General features: G+C 65.5%; 17 protein-coding genes. 13 read left to right on the top strand and 4 right to left on the bottom strand.

Annotated elements, in window-relative coordinates; genetic code table 11:
* The first annotated feature begins 105 nt into the window (after positions 1-105).
* Positions 106-513: a hypothetical protein gene (locus ACVWWN_RS24010; RefSeq protein WP_457146083.1), complete on the top strand. Its 408-nt coding sequence runs from the start codon at positions 106-108 to the stop codon at positions 511-513.
* Positions 514-550: 37 nt separating this feature from the next.
* Positions 551-1,414 (top strand): alpha/beta fold hydrolase, encoded by an 864-nt coding sequence (locus tag ACVWWN_RS24005; RefSeq protein WP_457146082.1) that lies wholly within the window; start codon positions 551-553, stop codon positions 1,412-1,414.
* A 12-nt stretch (positions 1,415-1,426) separates the two neighbouring features.
* Here the strand turns inward: ACVWWN_RS24005 and ACVWWN_RS24000 are convergent, their stop codons facing one another.
* The gene (locus ACVWWN_RS24000) at positions 1,427-3,964 is read right to left on the bottom strand and encodes a DEAD/DEAH box helicase (RefSeq protein WP_457146081.1); all 2,538 of its coding nucleotides are present in this window, start codon (positions 3,962-3,964) and stop codon (positions 1,427-1,429) included.
* A 132-nt stretch (positions 3,965-4,096) separates the two neighbouring features.
* Here ACVWWN_RS24000 and ACVWWN_RS23995 point away from each other — a divergent pair, with 132 nt between their 5' ends.
* The gene (locus ACVWWN_RS23995; protein WP_457146080.1) at positions 4,097-5,554 is read left to right on the top strand and encodes a phospholipase D-like domain-containing protein; all 1,458 of its coding nucleotides are present in this window, start codon (positions 4,097-4,099) and stop codon (positions 5,552-5,554) included.
* 191 nt (positions 5,555-5,745) lie between these two features.
* On the top strand, positions 5,746-6,150 hold the full coding sequence (locus tag ACVWWN_RS23990) for a GMC oxidoreductase (RefSeq protein ID WP_457146079.1): 405 nt from the start codon (positions 5,746-5,748) through the stop codon (positions 6,148-6,150).
* Between the two features lie 94 nt (positions 6,151-6,244).
* Here the strand turns inward: ACVWWN_RS23990 and ACVWWN_RS23985 are convergent, their stop codons facing one another.
* The gene (locus tag ACVWWN_RS23985; RefSeq protein WP_457146078.1) at positions 6,245-7,030 is read right to left on the bottom strand and encodes a DeoR/GlpR family DNA-binding transcription regulator; all 786 of its coding nucleotides are present in this window, start codon (positions 7,028-7,030) and stop codon (positions 6,245-6,247) included.
* 134 nt (positions 7,031-7,164) lie between these two features.
* Between ACVWWN_RS23985 and ACVWWN_RS23980 the strand changes: the two genes are divergently transcribed.
* The 7 genes from ACVWWN_RS23980 (at position 7,165) to ACVWWN_RS23950 (ending at position 14,971) form a co-directional block, all read left to right on the top strand.
* A complete protein-coding gene (locus tag ACVWWN_RS23980; RefSeq protein WP_457146077.1) occupies positions 7,165-8,337 on the top strand; it encodes an SIS domain-containing protein in 1,173 nt (390 codons plus the stop codon).
* A 6-nt stretch (positions 8,338-8,343) separates the two neighbouring features.
* A complete protein-coding gene (locus ACVWWN_RS23975) occupies positions 8,344-9,339 on the top strand; it encodes an N-acetylglucosamine kinase (RefSeq protein ID WP_457146076.1) in 996 nt (331 codons plus the stop codon).
* The gene (gene melA, locus ACVWWN_RS23970; RefSeq protein ID WP_457146075.1) at positions 9,336-10,646 is read left to right on the top strand and encodes an alpha-galactosidase; all 1,311 of its coding nucleotides are present in this window, start codon (positions 9,336-9,338) and stop codon (positions 10,644-10,646) included. Before ACVWWN_RS23975 ends, melA begins: the two co-directional genes overlap by 4 nt.
* Positions 10,647-10,708: 62 nt before the next feature.
* The gene (locus ACVWWN_RS23965) at positions 10,709-11,989 is read left to right on the top strand and encodes an ABC transporter substrate-binding protein (protein WP_457146074.1); all 1,281 of its coding nucleotides are present in this window, start codon (positions 10,709-10,711) and stop codon (positions 11,987-11,989) included.
* Positions 11,990-12,018: 29 nt separating this feature from the next.
* The gene (locus ACVWWN_RS23960) at positions 12,019-12,939 is read left to right on the top strand and encodes a carbohydrate ABC transporter permease (protein WP_457146073.1); all 921 of its coding nucleotides are present in this window, start codon (positions 12,019-12,021) and stop codon (positions 12,937-12,939) included.
* Positions 12,936-13,844 carry a carbohydrate ABC transporter permease gene (locus tag ACVWWN_RS23955; RefSeq protein WP_457146072.1) on the top strand — a complete coding sequence of 303 codons (909 nt, stop codon included), beginning with the start codon at positions 12,936-12,938 and terminating at the stop codon, positions 13,842-13,844. The genes ACVWWN_RS23960 and ACVWWN_RS23955 overlap by 4 nt, the downstream gene beginning before the upstream one ends.
* A gap of 35 nt (positions 13,845-13,879) precedes the next feature.
* On the top strand, positions 13,880-14,971 hold the full coding sequence (locus tag ACVWWN_RS23950) for an ABC transporter ATP-binding protein (RefSeq protein ID WP_457146071.1): 1,092 nt from the start codon (positions 13,880-13,882) through the stop codon (positions 14,969-14,971).
* A 46-nt stretch (positions 14,972-15,017) separates the two neighbouring features.
* Here the strand turns inward: ACVWWN_RS23950 and ACVWWN_RS23945 are convergent, their stop codons facing one another.
* Positions 15,018-15,713 carry an amidohydrolase family protein gene (locus tag ACVWWN_RS23945; RefSeq protein ID WP_457146070.1) on the bottom strand — a complete coding sequence of 232 codons (696 nt, stop codon included), beginning with the start codon at positions 15,711-15,713 and terminating at the stop codon, positions 15,018-15,020.
* A 203-nt stretch (positions 15,714-15,916) separates the two neighbouring features.
* Between ACVWWN_RS23945 and ACVWWN_RS23940 the strand changes: the two genes are divergently transcribed.
* Entirely contained in the window at positions 15,917-16,435 is a 519-nt protein-coding gene (locus ACVWWN_RS23940; RefSeq protein ID WP_457146069.1) for a hypothetical protein, read from the top strand.
* On the opposite strand, the gene ACVWWN_RS23935 is transcribed toward ACVWWN_RS23940, so the two are convergent.
* Positions 16,426-17,154 carry a cutinase family protein gene (locus ACVWWN_RS23935; RefSeq protein WP_457146068.1) on the bottom strand — a complete coding sequence of 243 codons (729 nt, stop codon included), beginning with the start codon at positions 17,152-17,154 and terminating at the stop codon, positions 16,426-16,428. The two genes, ACVWWN_RS23940 and ACVWWN_RS23935, sit on opposite strands and share 10 nt — an antisense overlap.
* A gap of 220 nt (positions 17,155-17,374) precedes the next feature.
* Between ACVWWN_RS23935 and ACVWWN_RS23930 the strand changes: the two genes are divergently transcribed.
* Positions 17,375-18,607, top strand: coding sequence for a cysteine desulfurase-like protein (locus tag ACVWWN_RS23930; protein ID WP_457146067.1), 1,233 nt, complete (start codon positions 17,375-17,377; stop codon positions 18,605-18,607).
* Positions 18,608-18,665 lie beyond the last annotated feature (58 nt).

Genomic DNA, 18,665 nt, shown 5'->3' with positions numbered 1-18,665 from the left:
CTATCAATCGATGGTTGACAGGTATTGGACGCTACGGGGTCGCCGAACGTGTGATGGGAGTCACGACGTCCTCCACTTCGCCCAACACATCGAAGGAAGCACAGCATGACCGCAACCACACAGGCACCGGCCGCCGCCGATTGGGCCGATTCGTTCGCGAAGGCCACCAATCAAGATCCCCAAATTCAGGCGCACGGCAAATACTTCACCTGCTCTTATCTGCTCGACATGACCGATCACAGCTTCGTCGTCCAGGTGAGCGGCGGTCGGGTCACCGATGTCGCCGTGGATCCGGGACCTCTCGACGTGCCGTATCAGTTCGCGATCCGCGCGAGCGCCGAGACGTGGCGGAACTTCGGAGTTCCGGTGCCCGCGCCGATGTACCACGGAATCTGGGCGGCCAGCTTCCAGCGTGACATGAAGCTCGAAGGTGACATCCTCGTCCTGATGCAGAACCTGCGCTGCGTCACCCGCCAGGTCGAGCTGCTGCGCCCCGTCGGCGCCCCCGTCTGACCACCCCAAAAGCCCTGAGATACCGAAGGACTGACTCATGAGCAAAATTTCGCCGGTCACCGGACACTACGTCGACGTCGACGTCGACGGTCTGCTGTACAAAGTCTTCAACCTCGAGAACGGCAGCGGGCAGCCGCTGGTGTGCCAGCACACCGCGGGCTGCCACAACCACCAGTGGCGCGGCCTGCTCGAGGACGACGAGATCACCCAGAACTACCGCGTCATCGCCTACGACCTGCCTCGGCACGGCAAGTCCGACCCGCCGGAGAACACCCAGTGGTGGACAGAGGAATACAAGCTGTCGGCGGACCACTACGCCAACTTCATCGTCACCCTCTGCGACGCGCTGGAGCTGGAGAACCCGATCTTCATGGGGTCGTCTTTCGGCGGCAACATCGCACTGCAACTCGCGCTTCGCCGCCCCGACCGGTTCACCGGCGTGATTCCCGTGGAGGGCGCCGACTACTCCCCGGGGTTCTATCTCGACTGGTGGCAGCATCCACACGCCAATGCCGCGCAGGTCTGTGCCAGTGGTGTCTGGGATCTGATGGCGCCGCAGTCGCCCCAGGCGGACCGCTGGAAGACCTGGTTCTACTACAGCCAGGGCTCCGAGGCGTTCAAGGGCGACCTGCACTTCTACTCGGTCGACCACGACCTGCGGAACAAGCTGGGTGAGATCGACGGCGAGCAGTGCCCGGTCGTCATGCTGACCGGTGACTACGACTACCTCACGACACCAGAGGACAGTGCCCGGACCGCGGCGCAGATCACGAACGCCGAATTCATCGAGATGACCGAAATCGGCCATTTTCCGATGAGCGAGAACCACGCCGTCTTCCGCGGCTACCTCTTGCAGGCTCTCGAGATCCTGCAGAAGCGGGCACACACGCAGACGGTTTGACATCGATAGGCGCTAGTCCATGCGGGCGGCATCGATCAGGCGAATGACTGCCACCCCTTCCTCGTCGGAGGCCTCCAGGTCCACCTCGACGTCGAAGCCCCAGTCGTGATCGCCCACCGGATCGTCGAGGATCTGCCGTATGCGCCACAGTCCGGGTTCCCGGTCGATGATCAGCATCGCCGGGCCCCGGGCGTCGGCGCCGATGCCCACGTCGTCGTGTTCGGCGAAGTACGCTTCGCCGGCCTCCTGCCAGCGCTGGGATGTCCACCCAGAATCGGCGTCCAGCTCACCGAGGTCGTGCCAGCGGCGTCGCGCGAACAGCTCCACCCGCCGGAACAGCGCATTGCGGACCATCGCCGTGAACGCGCGCTCGTTTCCGGTCAGCGGGCGCGGCCGGGCGGGCACCGAGACCGGCGCGTCGAGTGGCTGGTCCGGACTGGTGAGCTGCTCCCACTCGTCGAGCAGACTCGAATCCACTTGGCGGACAAGCTCGCCGAGCCATTCGACCATGTCGGTGAGTTCCTCGCTGCGCGCCGTGGCGGGCACCCCTGACCGCAGCGCCTTGAACGCATCCGAGAGGTAACGCAGCACCGCGCCCTCTGACCGGGTCAGGCCGTAGACGCTGACGAACTCCCGGAAGGTGAACGCCCGTTCCCACATCTCGCGGGCTACGGACTTCGGCGACAGGTGTGCGTCGGCCGCCCACGGGTTGGTCTGCAGGTAGGTCTCGTAGACGTGTCCGAGCAGCTCTTCCAGCGGCTTGGGATAGGTGACGTCGTCGAGCAGTTCGATGCGCTCGTCGTACTCGATGCCGTCGGCCTTCATCTGGGCGACGGCCTCGCCGCGCGCCTTGTTCAGCTGTGCCGCCAGGATCTGGCGCGGATCCTCCAGGGTCGCCTCGATGACCGAGACGACGTCGCGTGCATAGGTTTGCGCTGCCGGGTCGAGCACGTCGATCGCGGCGAGTGCGAACGTCGACAACGGCTGGTTGAGCGCAAAGTCGGGCGGTAGGTCGACGGTAAGTCGGTAGCGGCGCCCATCGGTGTCGGGTTCGGGGAGTCGCTGCAGCACGCCGGCCTGCAGCAGCGAGCGGGCGATGCCGACGGCCTCGCGGATGTGCCGAAGCTGGCGTTTGCGCGGCTCGTGGTTGTCGGTGAGCAGCCTTCGCATCGCTTCGAATGGGTCGCCGGGACGGTCGACGACATCGAGGATCATCGCGGTGGTGATCCGCATGTGGCTGGTCAGCGGCTCGGGGGCGGCCTCGACGAGCCGGGTCATGGTCGATTCGCTCCAGGGCACCATGCCTTCAGGCGCCTTGCGGCGAACCAACTTTCGGCGCTTTTTCGGATCGCCGGCAACTTTCGCGAACTGTTTGAGATTTTCCACCTCGTGCTCGGGTGCCTGGACGACGACGGTGCCTGCGGTGTCGTAGCCCGCCCGGCCGGCCCGGCCGGCGATCTGGTGGAATTCGCGGGCGGTGAGCAGTCGGGTGCGGGTGCCGTCGTACTTCGACAACGCCGAGAAGACGACGGTCCGGATGGGCACATTGATGCCGACGCCCAGAGTGTCGGTGCCGCAGATGACCTTGAGCAGGCCGGCCTGCGCCAATTGCTCCACCAGCCGTCGGTACTTCGGCAACATCCCGGCGTGGTGAACGCCGATGCCGTGTCGCACCAGTCGTGACAGCGTCGTGCCGAAGGCCGAAGAAAAACGGAATGCGCCGATCAGGTCAGCGATGGCTTTCTTCTCCTCTTTGGTGCTCACGTTGACGCTCATCAACGCCTGTGCCCGCTCCAGCGCCGAGGCTTGCGTGAAGTGGACGACGTAGATCGGCGCCTGCTTGGTGTCGAGGAGATCACCGATCGTCTCGTGCATCGGCGTGGTCGCGTAGGAGTAGTACAGCGGAACCGGACGCTCGGCGTTGGCGACCAGCGCCGTCGGGCGGCCGGTGCGACGGGTGAGGTCGTTGCGCAGGAACGTGACGTCGCCGAGCGTGGCCGACATCAGCAGGAACTGAGCCTTCGGCAGCTCCAACAGCGGCACCTGCCATGCCCATCCCCGGTCGGGGTCGCCGTAGAAGTGGAACTCGTCCATCACCACCAGACCGATATCGGCTTGGCTACCCTCACGCAGCGCGATGTTGGCCAGCACCTCCGCGGTGCAGGTGATGATCGGTGCGCCTGCGTTGACCGCGGCGTCGCCGGTGAGCATGCCGACGTTCGCCGGACCGAACACGTCGCAGAGGGCGAAGAACTTCTCGCTGACCAGGGCCTTGATCGGAGCGGTGTAGTAGCTGGGCCGGCCCGCCGCCAGTGCCGCGTACAACGCGCCGGTGGCGACCAGCGACTTGCCCGAGCCGGTCGGCGTGGCCAGGACGACGTTCGCGCCGCTCACCATTTCGATCAGCGCCTCCTCCTGCGCCGGGTAGAGCACGGTGCCGTTGTCCTCGGCCCATGCGGCGAAGGTGGTGAACAGGTCGTCGGCGTCGGCGCTCTTGGCACGGATGGCCGACAGGTCGCTGGGGTCGTCGAGCAGGGGAGTGCCGGTCATCGGCTGGGTGGTGGAAGGGACATGATGAGGACCAGCGTGCCTGACCGCGTCGCTCGGCCGCACAGCGCATCACCGAGATGTGGTAGACACAGCGCATGTCCGCGCTGAGAGCTCCCGACTGAACGGGCTGACATGGACGACGGTCGATTGCTGGCTCCAGGCCAAACCTGCTGGCGCCTGGCGCGGGCAGATCAGTTCGCCTGCATCATCGATGCTGCTGACTACTTTTATTTCGCGAAGGTGGCGATGCTGCGTGCCCAACGCCAAATCATTTTGATCGGTTGGGATTTCGACACCCGGGTGACGTTCGAACGGGGTGGCAAAACGCTGCACGCCCCCAACCAGCTGGGCCCATTTCTTCGTTGGTTGGTCCGGGCCCGGCCGGAACTCGAGGTTCACCTGCTGCGGTCGAACGTGCGCCTGCTGCCGGCGTTCGAAGGTCTTTGGGGCCGAGTGACCCCGGTGGCCCTGTTGAATTGGCTGAACAGCGAGCGGTTGCGTTTTGCCATCGACGGTGCACATCCGATCGGCGCCGTCCCTCATCAGAAGCTGATGGTCGTGGACGACGCCCTGGCCTTCTGCGGCGGTATCGACTTCACCCTGGACCGCTGGGACACCAGCCAGCACGAGGACCGCAGCCGCTTGCGTCGGGCGCTCGGACGCAGCTACGGTCCCCGACACGAAGTCGGCGTCGCGGTGGATGGTGCCGCCGCCGGCGCCCTCGGTGAGCTGGCGCGGGACAGGTGGCAGACGGCGACCGGTCAGTCATTGGTGTCGGTCGACGACGCGGAACGGGTCTGGCCGCGCGAACTGGAACCGACCATCCTCGGCATCGACGTCGGCATCGCGCGCACCTTGCCGGAGTTCAACCGCCGCAGCGAGATCCGTGAGGTGGAAGCACTCAACGTCGCGGCGATCGCGGCTGCCCGCCACACAATCTATTTCGAGAACCAGTACCTTGCTTCTCGTACCATCGTCGATGCGCTTGCCGCCCGCCTGCACGAACCCGACGGTCCGGAGATAGTCATCGTGATGCCACGCAACTCGGAGAGCCGCCTCGAAGAGCAGTCGATGGACAGCGCACGATACCGGCTCCTTCAATTGCTCTGGGCAGCAGATGATCACAGCCGTCTCGGGGTGTACTGGCCGGTGACCGACGGCGGCACGCCGATCTATGTCCACTCGAAGGTTCTTGTGGTCGACGATCGGTTGCTGCGTGTCGGGTCATCCAACTTGAACAATCGGTCGATGGGATTCGACAGCGAATGCGATGTGGCCGTGGAGGCGGAACCGGGAACCGCAGAGCACGAAGATGTCTCGCGCAGAATCAGGTCGGTGCGTCAGCGGTTGCTCTGTGAGCACCTAGATGTGTCGGTGGATGATTTCGAGCGCGTCGCCGACCGAAGCGGATCGTTCCTGCAGGCTATCGAGGCACTCCGGGGGCAGGGCCGAACGTTGCGGCGGTTCAGCAGTGACACGGTGGCGGGTGAGGCCAGTCTGCTGGCCGAGAACGACCTGATGGACCCCGACCACGTCCCAACCTCGCTGACCCGCAGCGTACAGCGATGGATTGCGGGGTTCGCCGAGTAGTTGTGAGTGGCCGATACCGCACAGACCGTCGCAGTTCCCGCCGCCTTCGGAGCGCAATTCAAGACCGATATCGACTGGGCCTACGACACCGAGCGTCAGCAGCACGTCGACTCACCCACCTAACTTTCCTCGCGGCAAGACACTGGCCGGATCGTCATCGCTCAACCTGATGGTCTGCTCCCGCGCTACACGTGGAGGACCGGCTGTATACCCACGAGCTGTCGGATGCCTGGATCGCTCCGGCGGATTTCAGTGAGCCGGTAGACCGCGAGCTGACCAAGAAGGGGATGCGGGAGCTCCCCTCGATCGCCGGCATGGAACCGCTCAGGCGACTCATCGACAAGCCCTATCTGCCGTCGCAACACGAACTCGATGACCGCACCCTCGACGAGCACGTCCGGATGCACACTCAATCCGAATATGACCTGTCCGGAACCTGCGCCATGGGCATCACCGAAGACTCAGTGGTCGACCCGCAGTTACGGGTCCGCAGTGTCGAATCCCTGCGGGTCGTAGACGCGTCGATCATGCCGCTGATCACCCGCGGCAACACCGACGCGCCGACTATCATGATCGGCGAGCGCGGCGCCGACTGATCAAGGCCGCCGCCTGTCATTGACACCGAAACCGGTGCGTGCCGGACCATCGGTACCCTCCTGGCTGCGGCCGACCTCCGCACCGGACCGACGATCAGTCGTCGACGACTTCGACGACGTGGACATGCACGCCGGCCGCCGTGATGCGTTCCAGCTGTTGCGGATCGGCCGTGGAGTCGGTGACCAGATGATCTATCTGGTCCAGCGGCACCATCTTCGCGAGCGTCACCTTGCCGATCTTGGAACCGTCCACGGCGACGACGACGCGCTGGGCGTTGGTGGCCATCGCGATCGCCGTGCGGGCTTCGGCCTCGTCGAAGGTGGTCGCGCCGACTTCGGCGGACATCCCGTCGGCACCGAGCACCGCGGTGCCGACCGTGATCACCTGAAACGCGTGCTCCGACATCGGGCCCACCGCCTCAAGGGAATTCGCACGCACCAAGCCGCCCGTGGCGATCACCTTCATGTGAGCGTCGACGGCGCAGTCGGCCGCTATCGTGAGCGAGTTCGTGACGATCGTGATGTTCGGCCGCCCCTTGAGCGACCTGGCCACCTCGCCGGTGGTGACACCCCCCGTCAGCGCAACCGCCTGCGGGCCCGCCGGCACCAGCGCAGCGGCGTGCTGGGCGATCCGTCGCTTGATGGCGATCATCCGGTGATCACGTAGACGCACCGGAATCTCGCTGCCACTGGGGTCCAGCGCTCGGGCGCCGCCGTGGGTTCGCACCAGCAGGCCCTGTTCTTCGAGTTCGCTGAGATCGCGGCGCAGCGTGGCCGCGGAGACGCGCAACTCCGCACAGAGCACATTGGACCCGACTTCTCCGCGGTCGCGCAGCAGTGAGAGAACTTCGCGCATCCGGTCGGTGCGCCTGATCGACATTGCTGACTCCTTCCGATGAGGCCGCGGCGATCAGTTTTCCTGATCGTTTCGCCCATTTGCAGCGCGCGCTTTGAGCGAGCTTCTCATGATCGACAAATGTTCCACACGTCCCGTCCAGCTAAGCCGGTGGCACAGTGAGCACGGCTCGGCCATCCCCGTCTCCGGTCCGCACCGCTTCCGCGCAAGTGGACGGTGGCGCGACGATTGTCGAGATCGGCCAGCAACCCGACGCATGGCGTGAGGTCGCACAACGCTCTGACCAGGGGATCGACGGGTTCATTGCCGAGATCACCCGTCGCCCCGACCTCCGGGTGATTCTGACCGGCGCCGGCAGCTCGGCCTTCGCCGGTGACATCGCGGCTCCCGCGCTTCGGCGCCATCTCAGCCGCCGCGTCGAAGCCATCGCGACGACCAGCATTGTGGCCAACCCGCTCGATTACCTGGAGCGCCGTACCCCGACCCTGATGGTGTCGTTCGGCCGGTCGGGCAACAGCCCCGAGAGCCTGGCCACCACCGAACTGGCCGACCAATTCGTCGACGACATCTGGCATCTGATCCTGACGTGCGATCCCGACGGGCAGCTCGGCCGCAGACACAGCGACCAAGTGAATTCGCGGGTGGTCTACATGCCCGAGCGCACCAACGACTCCGGCTTCGCCATGACGTCCAGCCTGACCTCGATGCTGCTGTCGTGTCTGCTGATACTCGGTCCGGGCGAACGCAAAGATTCGGAGGTTCTCGCGGGCGCCGCCGCCCACGTCGTCGATCTGCAGCCCGAGATCCGGGCACTCGCCCAGCTCAAGAAGCATCGGTTTGTCTACCTCGGCAGCGGACCGCTGGAAGGACTCGCACGGGAATCGGCCCTGAAAATGCTGGAACTGACCGCCGGAGAGGTGGTGACGTATTTCGATTCGCCGTTGGGCTTCCGGCACGGACCCAAGTCGGTGCTCGATCGGGACACGCTCGTGGTGGTGTACGTCTCGACCGACCCGTACACCCGTCGCTATGACCTCGACATCATCGCGGAGATCCGGGCGCAACTCGGGGCGGACGCCGTCACGGTGATCAGCACCGAGCCGACCCCGGCGGGTCTGGGGCCAGCCGTCGTCGTACCCGGTCTTGCCGGCATGGATGACTCCCTCGTCGCGCTCGGCTACCTGGTGTTCGCGCAGTACCTTGCGCTGTTCACCTCACTCGAATACGCGAAGACACCCGACAACCCGTTCCCGTCCGGCGAGGTCAGCCGCGTCGTCCGGGGCGTCACGATCTATCCCGTGACCACCACCGACAATCCGAACGGGCGGTGATCGATGATGTCCTGTTATCTCGGTGTCGACGGCGGAGGCTCGAAGACGGCCTTCGCGCTCATCGATGATACGGGCGACGTGACGGCCCGCGCGACCGCCCCGACCTCGTACTACTTCAACGACGGCTTCGACGTCGTCGAACGCGTTCTGGCACAGGGCGTCGCGGACATCTTCGCGCAGGCGGGAATCGACACGTCGCAAATCGACGCGGCGTTCTTCGGCATCCCCGGGTACGGAGAGGCCAGCAGTGACATCGAGCAGCTCGACGCCGTCCCGGGTCGCGTGCTCGGACACGAGCGCTACAGCTGCAACAACGACATGGTGTGCGGATGGGCCGGGTCGCTGGCCGGCGAGGATGGCATCAACGTGATCAGCGGTACGGGATCGATGACGTACGGCGAGCGAGCAGGAAACGGACGCCGTGTCGGCGGTTGGGGTGAGTTGTTCGGCGACGAAGGCTCAGCGTATTGGGTTGCTACACAGGGTTTGAACGCGTTCAGCCGGATGAGCGACGGGCGGCTGGCTCGCGGGCCGCTCTATGAATTGCTCAAGGAGCGACTGCAGGTATCGCACGATCTCGACGTCGTCAGCCTCGTGATCGAGAATTGGGCCGGAAACCGCGGATCCATCGCCGCCCTGGCCACCACCGTCTGCCAGGCCGCGCGTGCGGACGACGGGGCGGCGGCGCGGATTCTGTCCGGCGCGGCCGACGAACTCGTGGCACTCATCGAAACCACCCGAACGCTGGTCGGTTTCACCGAGCAGGAGTCGGTGCCGGTCTCCTACTCGGGCGGAATGTTCTCCGACGACGGCTTTCGGGAACTGTTCCTGGCTGCGTTGCAACGGCTTCCGGCGAGATACGACCTGCGACGCCCCCTTCTCGACCCCGCGGTGGGCGCGGCCCTCTACGCCGCCAAGCACAGCGGTCATCCGTTGCCCCCGAGTTCCCTACAGCAGCTCATGGATACCCGAACACTTTCCGAAGAGGTCAAGACACCATGAAACCCACTATCGTCATCATCGGCGCAGGCAGCGTCGAGTTCACCCGCGAACTGCTCGGCGACATCCTGTCGTTCCCGGAGCTCGGCCCGGTGCGGGTCGTCCTGCACGACATCGACGTCGAGCGGCTCGAGACGGCGGTGGCTATCGCCCACGCCACCGCCCGCGCGGCCGGTGCCCAGCCGGAGGTGGTTGCCACCACCGACCGCCGCCGCGCGCTCGACGGCGCCGACTACGTCATCAACGTCATCCAGGTCGGCATGCTCGAGGCGACGGTGCGCGACTTCGAGATCCCCGCGAAGTACGGGTTGAACCAGACCATCGCCGACACCATCGGTATCGGTGGCATCTTCCGCGGCCTGAGGACCTTTCCGGTGCTGGCGGGCATCGCGCGGGACATGGAACAGATCTGTCCGGACGCCTGGCTGCTCAACTACACCAACCCGATGGCCATGAACGTGACGTTCCTGCACCACGTCGCTCCGCGGTTGAAGGTGCTCGGGCTGTGCCACTCGGTGTACTGGACGATGGTCGGCCTGTGCGAGCTCGTCGACGTGCCCTACGACGAGGTGTCCTACTGGTCAGCGGGCGTCAACCACCAGGCGTGGGTGTTGCGGTGGGAGCGCGGCGGTCACGATCTGTATCCGATGCTCGACGAGCGCATCGCCGCCGATCCGCAGCTGCGCCGGCGTGTGCGGGTCGACATGTACCGCCGGCTGGGCTATTACCCCACCGAGACCAGCGAGCACAGCAGCGAGTACGTGCCGTGGTATCTGCGTCACCCCGACGAGGTGGACCGCCTCCGAATCCACGTCGGCGAATACGTCTCCATCAGCGAGGCCAACGTGGCCGAGTACCTGCGTGTCCGAGCGGAATTGGCGGGCACCGAGACCCTTCCCATCGACACGGGCTCCACGGAGTACGCGCCACAGGTGATCCACTCCCTCGAGACGGGGACGACGCGGGTCATCTCGGCCAACGTCGTCAACGACGGGCTCATCACCAACCTGCCCCGTGGCCTGGCCGTCGAAGTCCCGACGGTGCTCGACACGCTCGGCGCGCATCCGATGCACGTCGGTGACCTGCCGCCGCAATGCGCGGCGCTCAACCGCGGATTCCTCGGTCCCGTCGAGTTGGCTGTCCGCGCCGCCGTCGACGGGGACCCGCGCCTGGTGCGTGCGGCCGCCATGGTCGATCCCAACACCGCCGCCGCGCTGACCGTCGATCGGATATGGGAACTGTGCGATGAACTGACGACCGCGCACGGAGACCTGCTCCCCGAGCCGCTGCGCGCGACGCTGGCGCTGTGAGACCGGCCGACCATGAACCACCAACAGCTCACCCAGATGTCGCCAACTAAGGAGTGTCCATTGTGATTCGACCACGGGTCTGCCTCGCATTGATCGCCGTCCTCGCCTTCGTCCTCACCGCCTGCGGTGGGGGAGGCTCGTCGCCCTCGGGTCCCACCGAGATCGCGGTGTGGCACGGCTACCAGGACACCGAAGGTGACGTCTTCAAGGGTCTGGTCGACCAGTACAACAAGGACCATCCCGACGTGCACGTGAGCGAGCTGTACTCCAGCAACGATCTGGTGCTGCAGAAGGTGCTGACCGCGGTGCGCGGCGGCAGTGCGCCCGACGTGGCCTACATGTTCGGATCATGGTCCCCGAACATCGCCAAGATTCCCCAGGTCGTCGACATGTCCGGCGAGGTCACCAAACCCGACTGGAAATGGGACGACTTCTACGAGGGCGAGCGGCAGGCGGCCACGGTCGGCGACAAGGTCGTCGGCATCCCCGCGTTGGTGGACAACCTCGCGATCGTCTACAACAAGAAGCTCTTCGCCGATGCCGGGGTGGCACCGCCGAACCCGAATTGGACTTGGGACGACTTCCGCGCCGCCGCGGCCAGGCTGACCGATCCGTCGAAGGGACAGTACGGCTGGCTCATCCCCGCCGACGCCAGCGAGGACACCGTCTGGCACTACATTCCGATGCTATGGGAGGCCGGCGGCGACATCCTGTCACCCGACAACGGGCACGCCGTGTTCAACTCCGACGCGGGTGTCAAGGCGCTCACGGTGCTGCAACAGATGGCGGTTACCGACAAGTCGCTCTACCTGGACACCACCAACGAGAACGGGCCCAAGCTGATGAACAGCGGCAAGGTCGCAATGCTGGTCACCGGGCCGTGGGACCTGAGCCAGCTGCCCGACATCTCCTACGACGTCCAGGTGATGCCCACCTTCGCCGGTTCGAGCGGCGCCCATCAGACCATCTCGGGGCCCGACAACTGGGTGGTGTTCAACAACGGCGACAAGAAGAAGCAGGCGGCGATCGACTTCGTCAAGTGGTTGACGGCGCCCGAACAGGTCAAGTCGTTCTCGCTGGGCACCGGCGATCTGCCCACCCGCACCTCCGTCGGCCAGGACCAGTCGGTCCTCACCAAGCTGAACGAGAACGTGCCGGGCACCGCGGCGTTCGTGCAGAACCTGTCCAACGTGAAGAAGGTCCGGCCCCAGGTCGAGCAGTATCCGGCGATATCGGAGGCGATGGGTCAGGCGATCGTGTCCGTCATGCTCGGCAAGGATCAGCCGGCAGATGCGCTGAACACCGCGGCCAAAGCCGCGGACGAGGCACTGGCCGGGAAATAGGCTCCTAGACATCAAGAAACATCGAGGACATGCCTGACGACATCGCCGTGCGGCCCCCGCCATCCTTACTCAGACACTTCGGCCGCTCGGAGACCGTGGCCGGCTGGGCACTGGTGAGTCCTGGGGTAGTGCTGATCGGCATCTTCGGCCTGGTGCCGGTGCTCATGTCGCTGCAATTGTCGTTTCAGAAGTCGGACCTGCTCACGCCCGAGACGCCGTGGGTCGGCCTGGCGAACTACCGGAAGCTGGCCGACGACCCTGTTTTCGTCGAGGCGATCAAGCACACGATCATCTACACCGCGCTGTTCGTGCCCGGCACGATGCTGGTCGGCCTGCTGGTCGCCGCGGCTATGAACCGTTCGCTGCGGTTCATCTCGGTTTACCGGACCGCGGCCTACGTCACCATGGCGGTCTCGACCATCTCGCAGGGCATCATCTTCCTGTGGCTGACCGACCGTGACTACGGTCTGGTCAATGCGGCCCTCAACACCGTCGGTCTCCCGTCTCAAGGATTCCTGGCCTCGCCGTCGCAGGCGCTGTATGTCATCGTGGCGATGACCATCTGGGGCTGGACCGGCTTCTCGGTCATCGTCTACCTTGCTGCGCTGCAGGGTGTCCCAGCCGAACTGCACGAGGCGGCGGCCATCGACGGGGCACGTGCCTTCACCCGTTTTCGCACGATCACGGTGCCCTTGCTCGGGCCCGCGAATCTTTTCCTCATCGTGTGGCTGACGATCAATGCGTTGCAGCTGTTCGACGAGGTCTACGCCACCACCCGTGGTGGACCGCTGCGCGCCACCACCGTGATCGTCTACTACCTGTGGGACCGCGCCTTCGTGAAATTCGACGCGGGGTACGCGGCCGCGATGGCCTACGCGCTGTTCGTCGTCATCCTGGTGATCACCGGCGTTCAGTTCCGCTTCGCCCGTAAGCATGTGCACAACTCATGACCACCACACAAGTGCCTCCCACCGAAGCGCCTGCGCCGCAGACACTGTTGTCGAGACGACGCCTGAGGCTGCGAATGCCTTTCAGCCCTTGGCATCTGGTGCTCATTCCGCTGACGTTCATATTGATCGTCCCGCTCCTGTGGATGCTTATCACCTCTCTGGAAACCGAAGGGGAGGCCAACCACTTTCCGCCGGTGCTCTTTCCGGAGAGACCGCGGTTCGAGAACTACTCCGAAGCGTGGGCCGCGGCGCCGTTCGGGCACTTCTTCCTCAACAGCGCTCTGGTCACGCTGGTTGTCCTGGTGAGCAACCTGGTGGTCTGCAGCCTGGCCGGCTACGCCTTCGCCCGCATCCGGTTCCTGGGACGCGGAACGCTTTTCGTCACCTTGATGGCGACGCTGATGGTGCCGTTCCAGGTGACGATGATCCCGGTGTTCCTGATCGTGAAGTGGTTCGGGGACAACGTCTGGGCGGGCCTGGGAATCGACCACATCGGTGCGTTGATGCTGCCCAACCTGGCGACGGCGTTCGGCATCTTCTTTCTGCGTCAGTTCTTCCAAACCGTGCCTGTGGAACTCGAGGAGGCCGCCCGGGTGGACGGGACGTCGCGGCTGGGTGTGCTGTTCAAGATCGTGCTGCCGTTGTCTCTGCCCGCAATGTCCACGCTGGCCGCGCTCACGGTACTGACATCCTGGAACGACTTCCTGTGGCCGCTGATCGTGATCACCTCGCAGGATCAGATGACGGTTCCGCTGGGGCTCAGCTATTTCCAGGGAGCTCACTTCGTCAAGTGGCCGCTGTTGATGGCGGCCAACGTGATGAGCCTGTTGCCCATGCTGCTCGTCTTCATCGGCGCACAGCGATATTTCGTCCAGTCGGTGGCCAGCACCGGGATCAAGGGCTAGATGATGCGACGAGAGCGATGGGAAGGAGTAATGCGTTGGCGGAAGTAGAGTTCCGTGACGTCACGCGGCAATACCCAGGCGAAGTTGTCGCGCTCGACGGTCTCGATCTGACGGTCGCAGACGGGGAGTTCCTGATTCTGGTCGGACCTTCGGGGTGCGGCAAGAGCACCGCATTGCGACTGCTGGCCGGACTTGACAAGCCGACGTCGGGCGAGATTCTGATCGGGGGCTCGGTGGTCAACGGACTGGCGCCGGGGGATCGTGACATCGCCATGGTGTTCCAGAACTACGCCCTCTACCCGCACATGACGGTGTACCGGAACCTGGCTTACGGCCTCCGGCAACGCCGGACGCCTCGCGCCGAGGTCGACCGACGGGTCCGCGAAACGGCCGAACTGCTGCAGATAGCTGAACTCCTCGACCGCAAGCCAGGCCAGCTCTCGGGCGGCCAACGCCAACGGGTCGCCATGGGCCGCGCGCTCGTGCGGAAACCGCAGGCATTCCTCCTCGACGAGCCGCTGTCGAATCTGGATGCGAAACTCCGCAACCAGGTCCGCGGCGACCTCAAGCGTCTGCACCGCGAGCTTCCGGTGACGTCCATCTACGTCACCCACGATCAGGTCGAGGCGATGACCCTCGGGGATCGGCTGTGCGTGATGTCGAAAGGAGAAGTGCAGCAGATCGGAACCACCGACGACGTCTACAACCGCCCGGCCAACACGTTCGTCGCGGCGTTCATGGGCAGCCCTCCGATGAATCTGATGTCCGGCGTCATCCGCTCCGGGGTCCTGCACGTCGGCGGCACGGTGGTGACTGCGGTCCCGTCCCCCGACGGCCCGGTGACCGTAGGAGTGCGTCCCGAGCATGTGCAGTTGCACACCGCCTACGCCCACGGCATGGTGCCGGCCCGCGTCGACTTCGTCGAGCCCCTGGGCAGCCACGTCCTGGTGACTGCGCTGGTCCGTGCCGAGGAGCAGGCGGACACGCGGGTGGTCGTGCAGGCCGCGGCGGGCACGGTGTTGGACTCCGGCGCCAAGATCGGCCTCGCCATGCCGCCGCAACGGACATACTTCTTCGACGCCGAAACGGGAGACGCCCGCCGCAATCGCGAGCACATCTCGCTCTGACGAGAGCCCGTGTCCACCACCGAATGGTGCACCCGAATGCCGTTCGTCAGATCTTCAGAATGCGCTCCGCATTGGCGTGCGCGATCTTCTCGCGGTCTTGCGGGCTCAGCGTCGTCCGCTCGAAACCGGCTACCGCATCGTGGGAGGACTCATAGGGGTAGTCGACGGAAAACATGATGGCGTCGGCCCCGACTTCCAGTACGGCACCGGCCAGCGCTGCCGGCGAGAAGACCCCGCTGGTGGTGAAGACGATGTTGGTGCCCAGGTAGACAGAGGGCGGCCGCTGCAGCCGATAGTCGGGCGACGAAGTAGTCGCATAGCGGGAGTCCAGTCGGCTGCGCTGGAACGGCAAGAACTCGCCCATGTGTCCCAAAATCATTGTGGCACTTGGATGCCGGTCGAATACACCGCTGCAGAGGATACGCAGCGCGTGCCCCGATACTTCGGCGGCCCAGCTCCACATCGCACCGTAGAGCTCCGGGTGGCCGTTCAGCACCCGCCAGTCGTCGGCCGGCGGGGCCCCGGGATGCAGGTACAGGGGCACGCCGAGAGACTCGACCGCTTCCCACACTGGTTCGTAGAGCGGATCGTCGAGATAGCGACCGCCGAGGTGGTCGTTGACCAGCGCGCCGCAGAAGCCGAGTTCGTCGATGCACCGATTCAGTTCTGCGGCGGCCGCAACGGGATCCTGAAGGGGGAGAGCGGCAAACCCGCGGAACCGGGTGGGGTGCTCAGAAACCACAGAGGCCAGGTGCGGACGCCGTTTTCTGGCTCGTCCCGCCGGACACCCGTGCACCAAGCCTGGAGGTCGCGTTCTCCGGGTTCACCCGCGCCGCCGCCGCGGCCCTCACAGCCACGGGCGTCGGGCATGTCGTCGGTGTCTCCGCGCTCGGTCGCGGCACTCCCGCCGCGGACAGCGCAGGCCTCGTCACCGCATCCCTTGCCATGGACGACCTCATCGCAGGCACAGGAGTGGCCTATCGAGCACTGGCCAACCCGTCGTTCATGAGCAACCTGTTACGCCAAGTGGACTCGATCCGCGATGGCGGGGTGTTCACGGGGACCGTCGACCCCGAGCGGAAGGCACCGTCGGCCGCCACCCGTGACATCGCCGCAGCGGCAGCGGACCTGCTACTGGACCGGTCGTGGACGGGGACGGGCAGCGTTGCGGTGCTCGGGCCCGAGGATCTGTCCGCACACGACATGGCGCGCATCATGTCCGAGGTTCTCGAGCGCCCGGTGCGCTACCGACGACAGTCGCTCGCCGATCTCGGCGCCGCGATCGCCGGTTTGGGACTCGGCGACGCGTTCATCAAGGGCATGGTCGACATGATGCGGGCCAAGGAGGAAGGCCTGGACGACGGCCTACCGCGGACGCTCCAGACCGCGAGTCCGACGACCTTCCGCCGGTGGTGCGCGGAGGTGCTCAAGCCGGCTGTGCTCGCCGAGTCGTCCTATTCGTGAGCGCCGGCCTGCTCGACGGCGTTACCCGACCCGCCCCGCGGCAGCTTGCCCGCGGCAAAGTCTGCCGCCTGGTCCGTCAGACCATTGGCGGCATACAGACCGTGAGCTCCGTTGTCGCCACCCCCCGGTGCGCAGACAGGATCGTCCGGAATGCACAGATCGATGGTCTTCGCCGTATACCGTGAGCCGACGTTGATCGGCGGTGCCCCGGTGTAGATCATCTGCAGGAAGCCGCTCGACGGTTTGCCGAAGAGCGCCACTGCCGCGACGTGATCGGCCACCGAAGGCGCCATCGGGCCGCTGAGGCCGGGCGGCAGCGTGAAGCCGGCCGGGACGGAGTCCTCGGTGATGTAGGCGGCCACCGCGGCACCCTGCGAGTAACCGCCGAGCACGATCTTCGTGTTCGGGCAGTTGGCCGCCGTATCGCGGACCTTGTTGCTGGCATCGACCACACCGTCCGCGGCGGTGGCAAAGTCCAGGGACGCCGGGTAGTTCACCGGATAGACGTCAATCGACTTGCCTGCCGCCTTCGCTTGAAGCGAGTCGACAAAGGCCTGTCCGATGGCACCGACGCCGGGCGGCTCGAACGTGCCCCGCGCGAAGACCACTTCCACGTCGGGACATGGAGCCGCGTACGCAGGGGCAGCGACGAGGGATGAACCCGCCACTGCCATCACGACTGGCGCTGCGGCAGCGAACCAACGACCAATTGTCTTCATTACGACCGTCCGATCTCTCATTCCAACCGCGGCCGGCACCATTGCTCCCCGACGGACGGACAGTTTATACCCGGGAGTTTGGCGTCCGAAACCCGAAATATCTGGCAAATATCGTCGGACACATTGGCCTGCAACAACTTCCGTCACCGCATTGGGACGAGGAGTCCGCCGACCGTCGAAGCGCCGGGCGTACCGCTGCGTCCGATGAGAGACTTCATCCGTGGACCGCCCGACCGACGATGCCAGTGAGGAATCGGCGTTCGATGTCGACGTCATCCGCGAGTACTTTCCGGCGCTGGGTGACCGCACCGCCTACTTCGATGGGCCCGGTGGCTCGCAGACACCCATTCCGGTCGCAGACGCGATCCGCGGCGCGTTGCTCCGGCCGTTGTCGAACCGCGGGACCACCACCACCGCTGCGCGAAATGCCGAAGAGATCGTCGTCCAGTGCCGGCAAGCGATCGGCGATCTGCTCAACGCCGACCCCGATGAGGTGATCTTCGGACGCAGCATGACGGCGCTCACCTTCGAGTTGTCCCGGGCGCTGTCCGCCCAATGGCGCCAGGGCGATGAGATCGTGGTGACGCGGCTGGACCATGACGCCAACATCCGGCCGTGGGTGATCGCCGCCGCCGAGGCAGGTGCGGTCGTCCGGTGGGCCGATTTCGACCCCGCGACCTCCGAACTGCCTGTGCGCAACATCGAGGAACAGCTGAGCGCGCGCACGCGCCTGGTCGCGGTCACCGCCGCATCCAACCTGATCGGCACCATGCCCGACGTGCGGACCATAGCCACCCGCACACACGCCGCCGGAGCTGTGCTCTACGTCGACGGCGTTCACTACACCGCCCACCGCGCCGTCGATGTCCGCGCTCTCGGAGCTGACTTCTTCGCGTGCTCGCCCTACAAATTCCTCGGCCCGCATTGTGGTGTCGTGGTGGGCAGACGCGACGCGCTTGCCGAATTACGGCCCGCTAAGTTGTTGCCTTCCAGTGACAAGGTGCCCGAGCGGTTCGAACTCGGCACCCTACCCTACGAACTGATGGCCGGAACAACCGCAGCGGTCGAGTTCCTCGCCGGCATGACGCGTGCAAGCGGTGCCCGGCGCGGCCGCCTGGTGGCTGCGATGAATGCGCTGGAGCGCCACGAGGACACGCTTCGGCGGCAGATCGAGGCCGGCCTGTGCGAGCTTGCCTCCGTGACCGTCCACTCGCGTGCTGCCGAACGGACACCGACGTTGCTGATGACCGTTGCCGGGCGCGATGCCACAGCGGTCAGCGCGGTGCTCGCGATGCACGACATCAATGCGCCCGCCGGTTCGTTCTACGCCTATGAGGCATCCAAACGACTCGGGCTGGGCGAGGCGGGCGGTGTGCGGATCGGGTTGGCGCCGTACAACACCCGAGGCGACGTCGACCGGCTCATTCGGGCGCTGGCCGCAAATCTGAAGTAGCGCCCGCGCGATCATTTAGCCCATTTAGCTTGGGCGTAAGGTCGCGCAGTGGAACTTC

The sequence above is a fragment of the Mycobacterium sp. URHB0021 genome, assembly GCF_054057895.1.
This window is presented reverse-complemented; position numbering and strand designations above follow the sequence as displayed.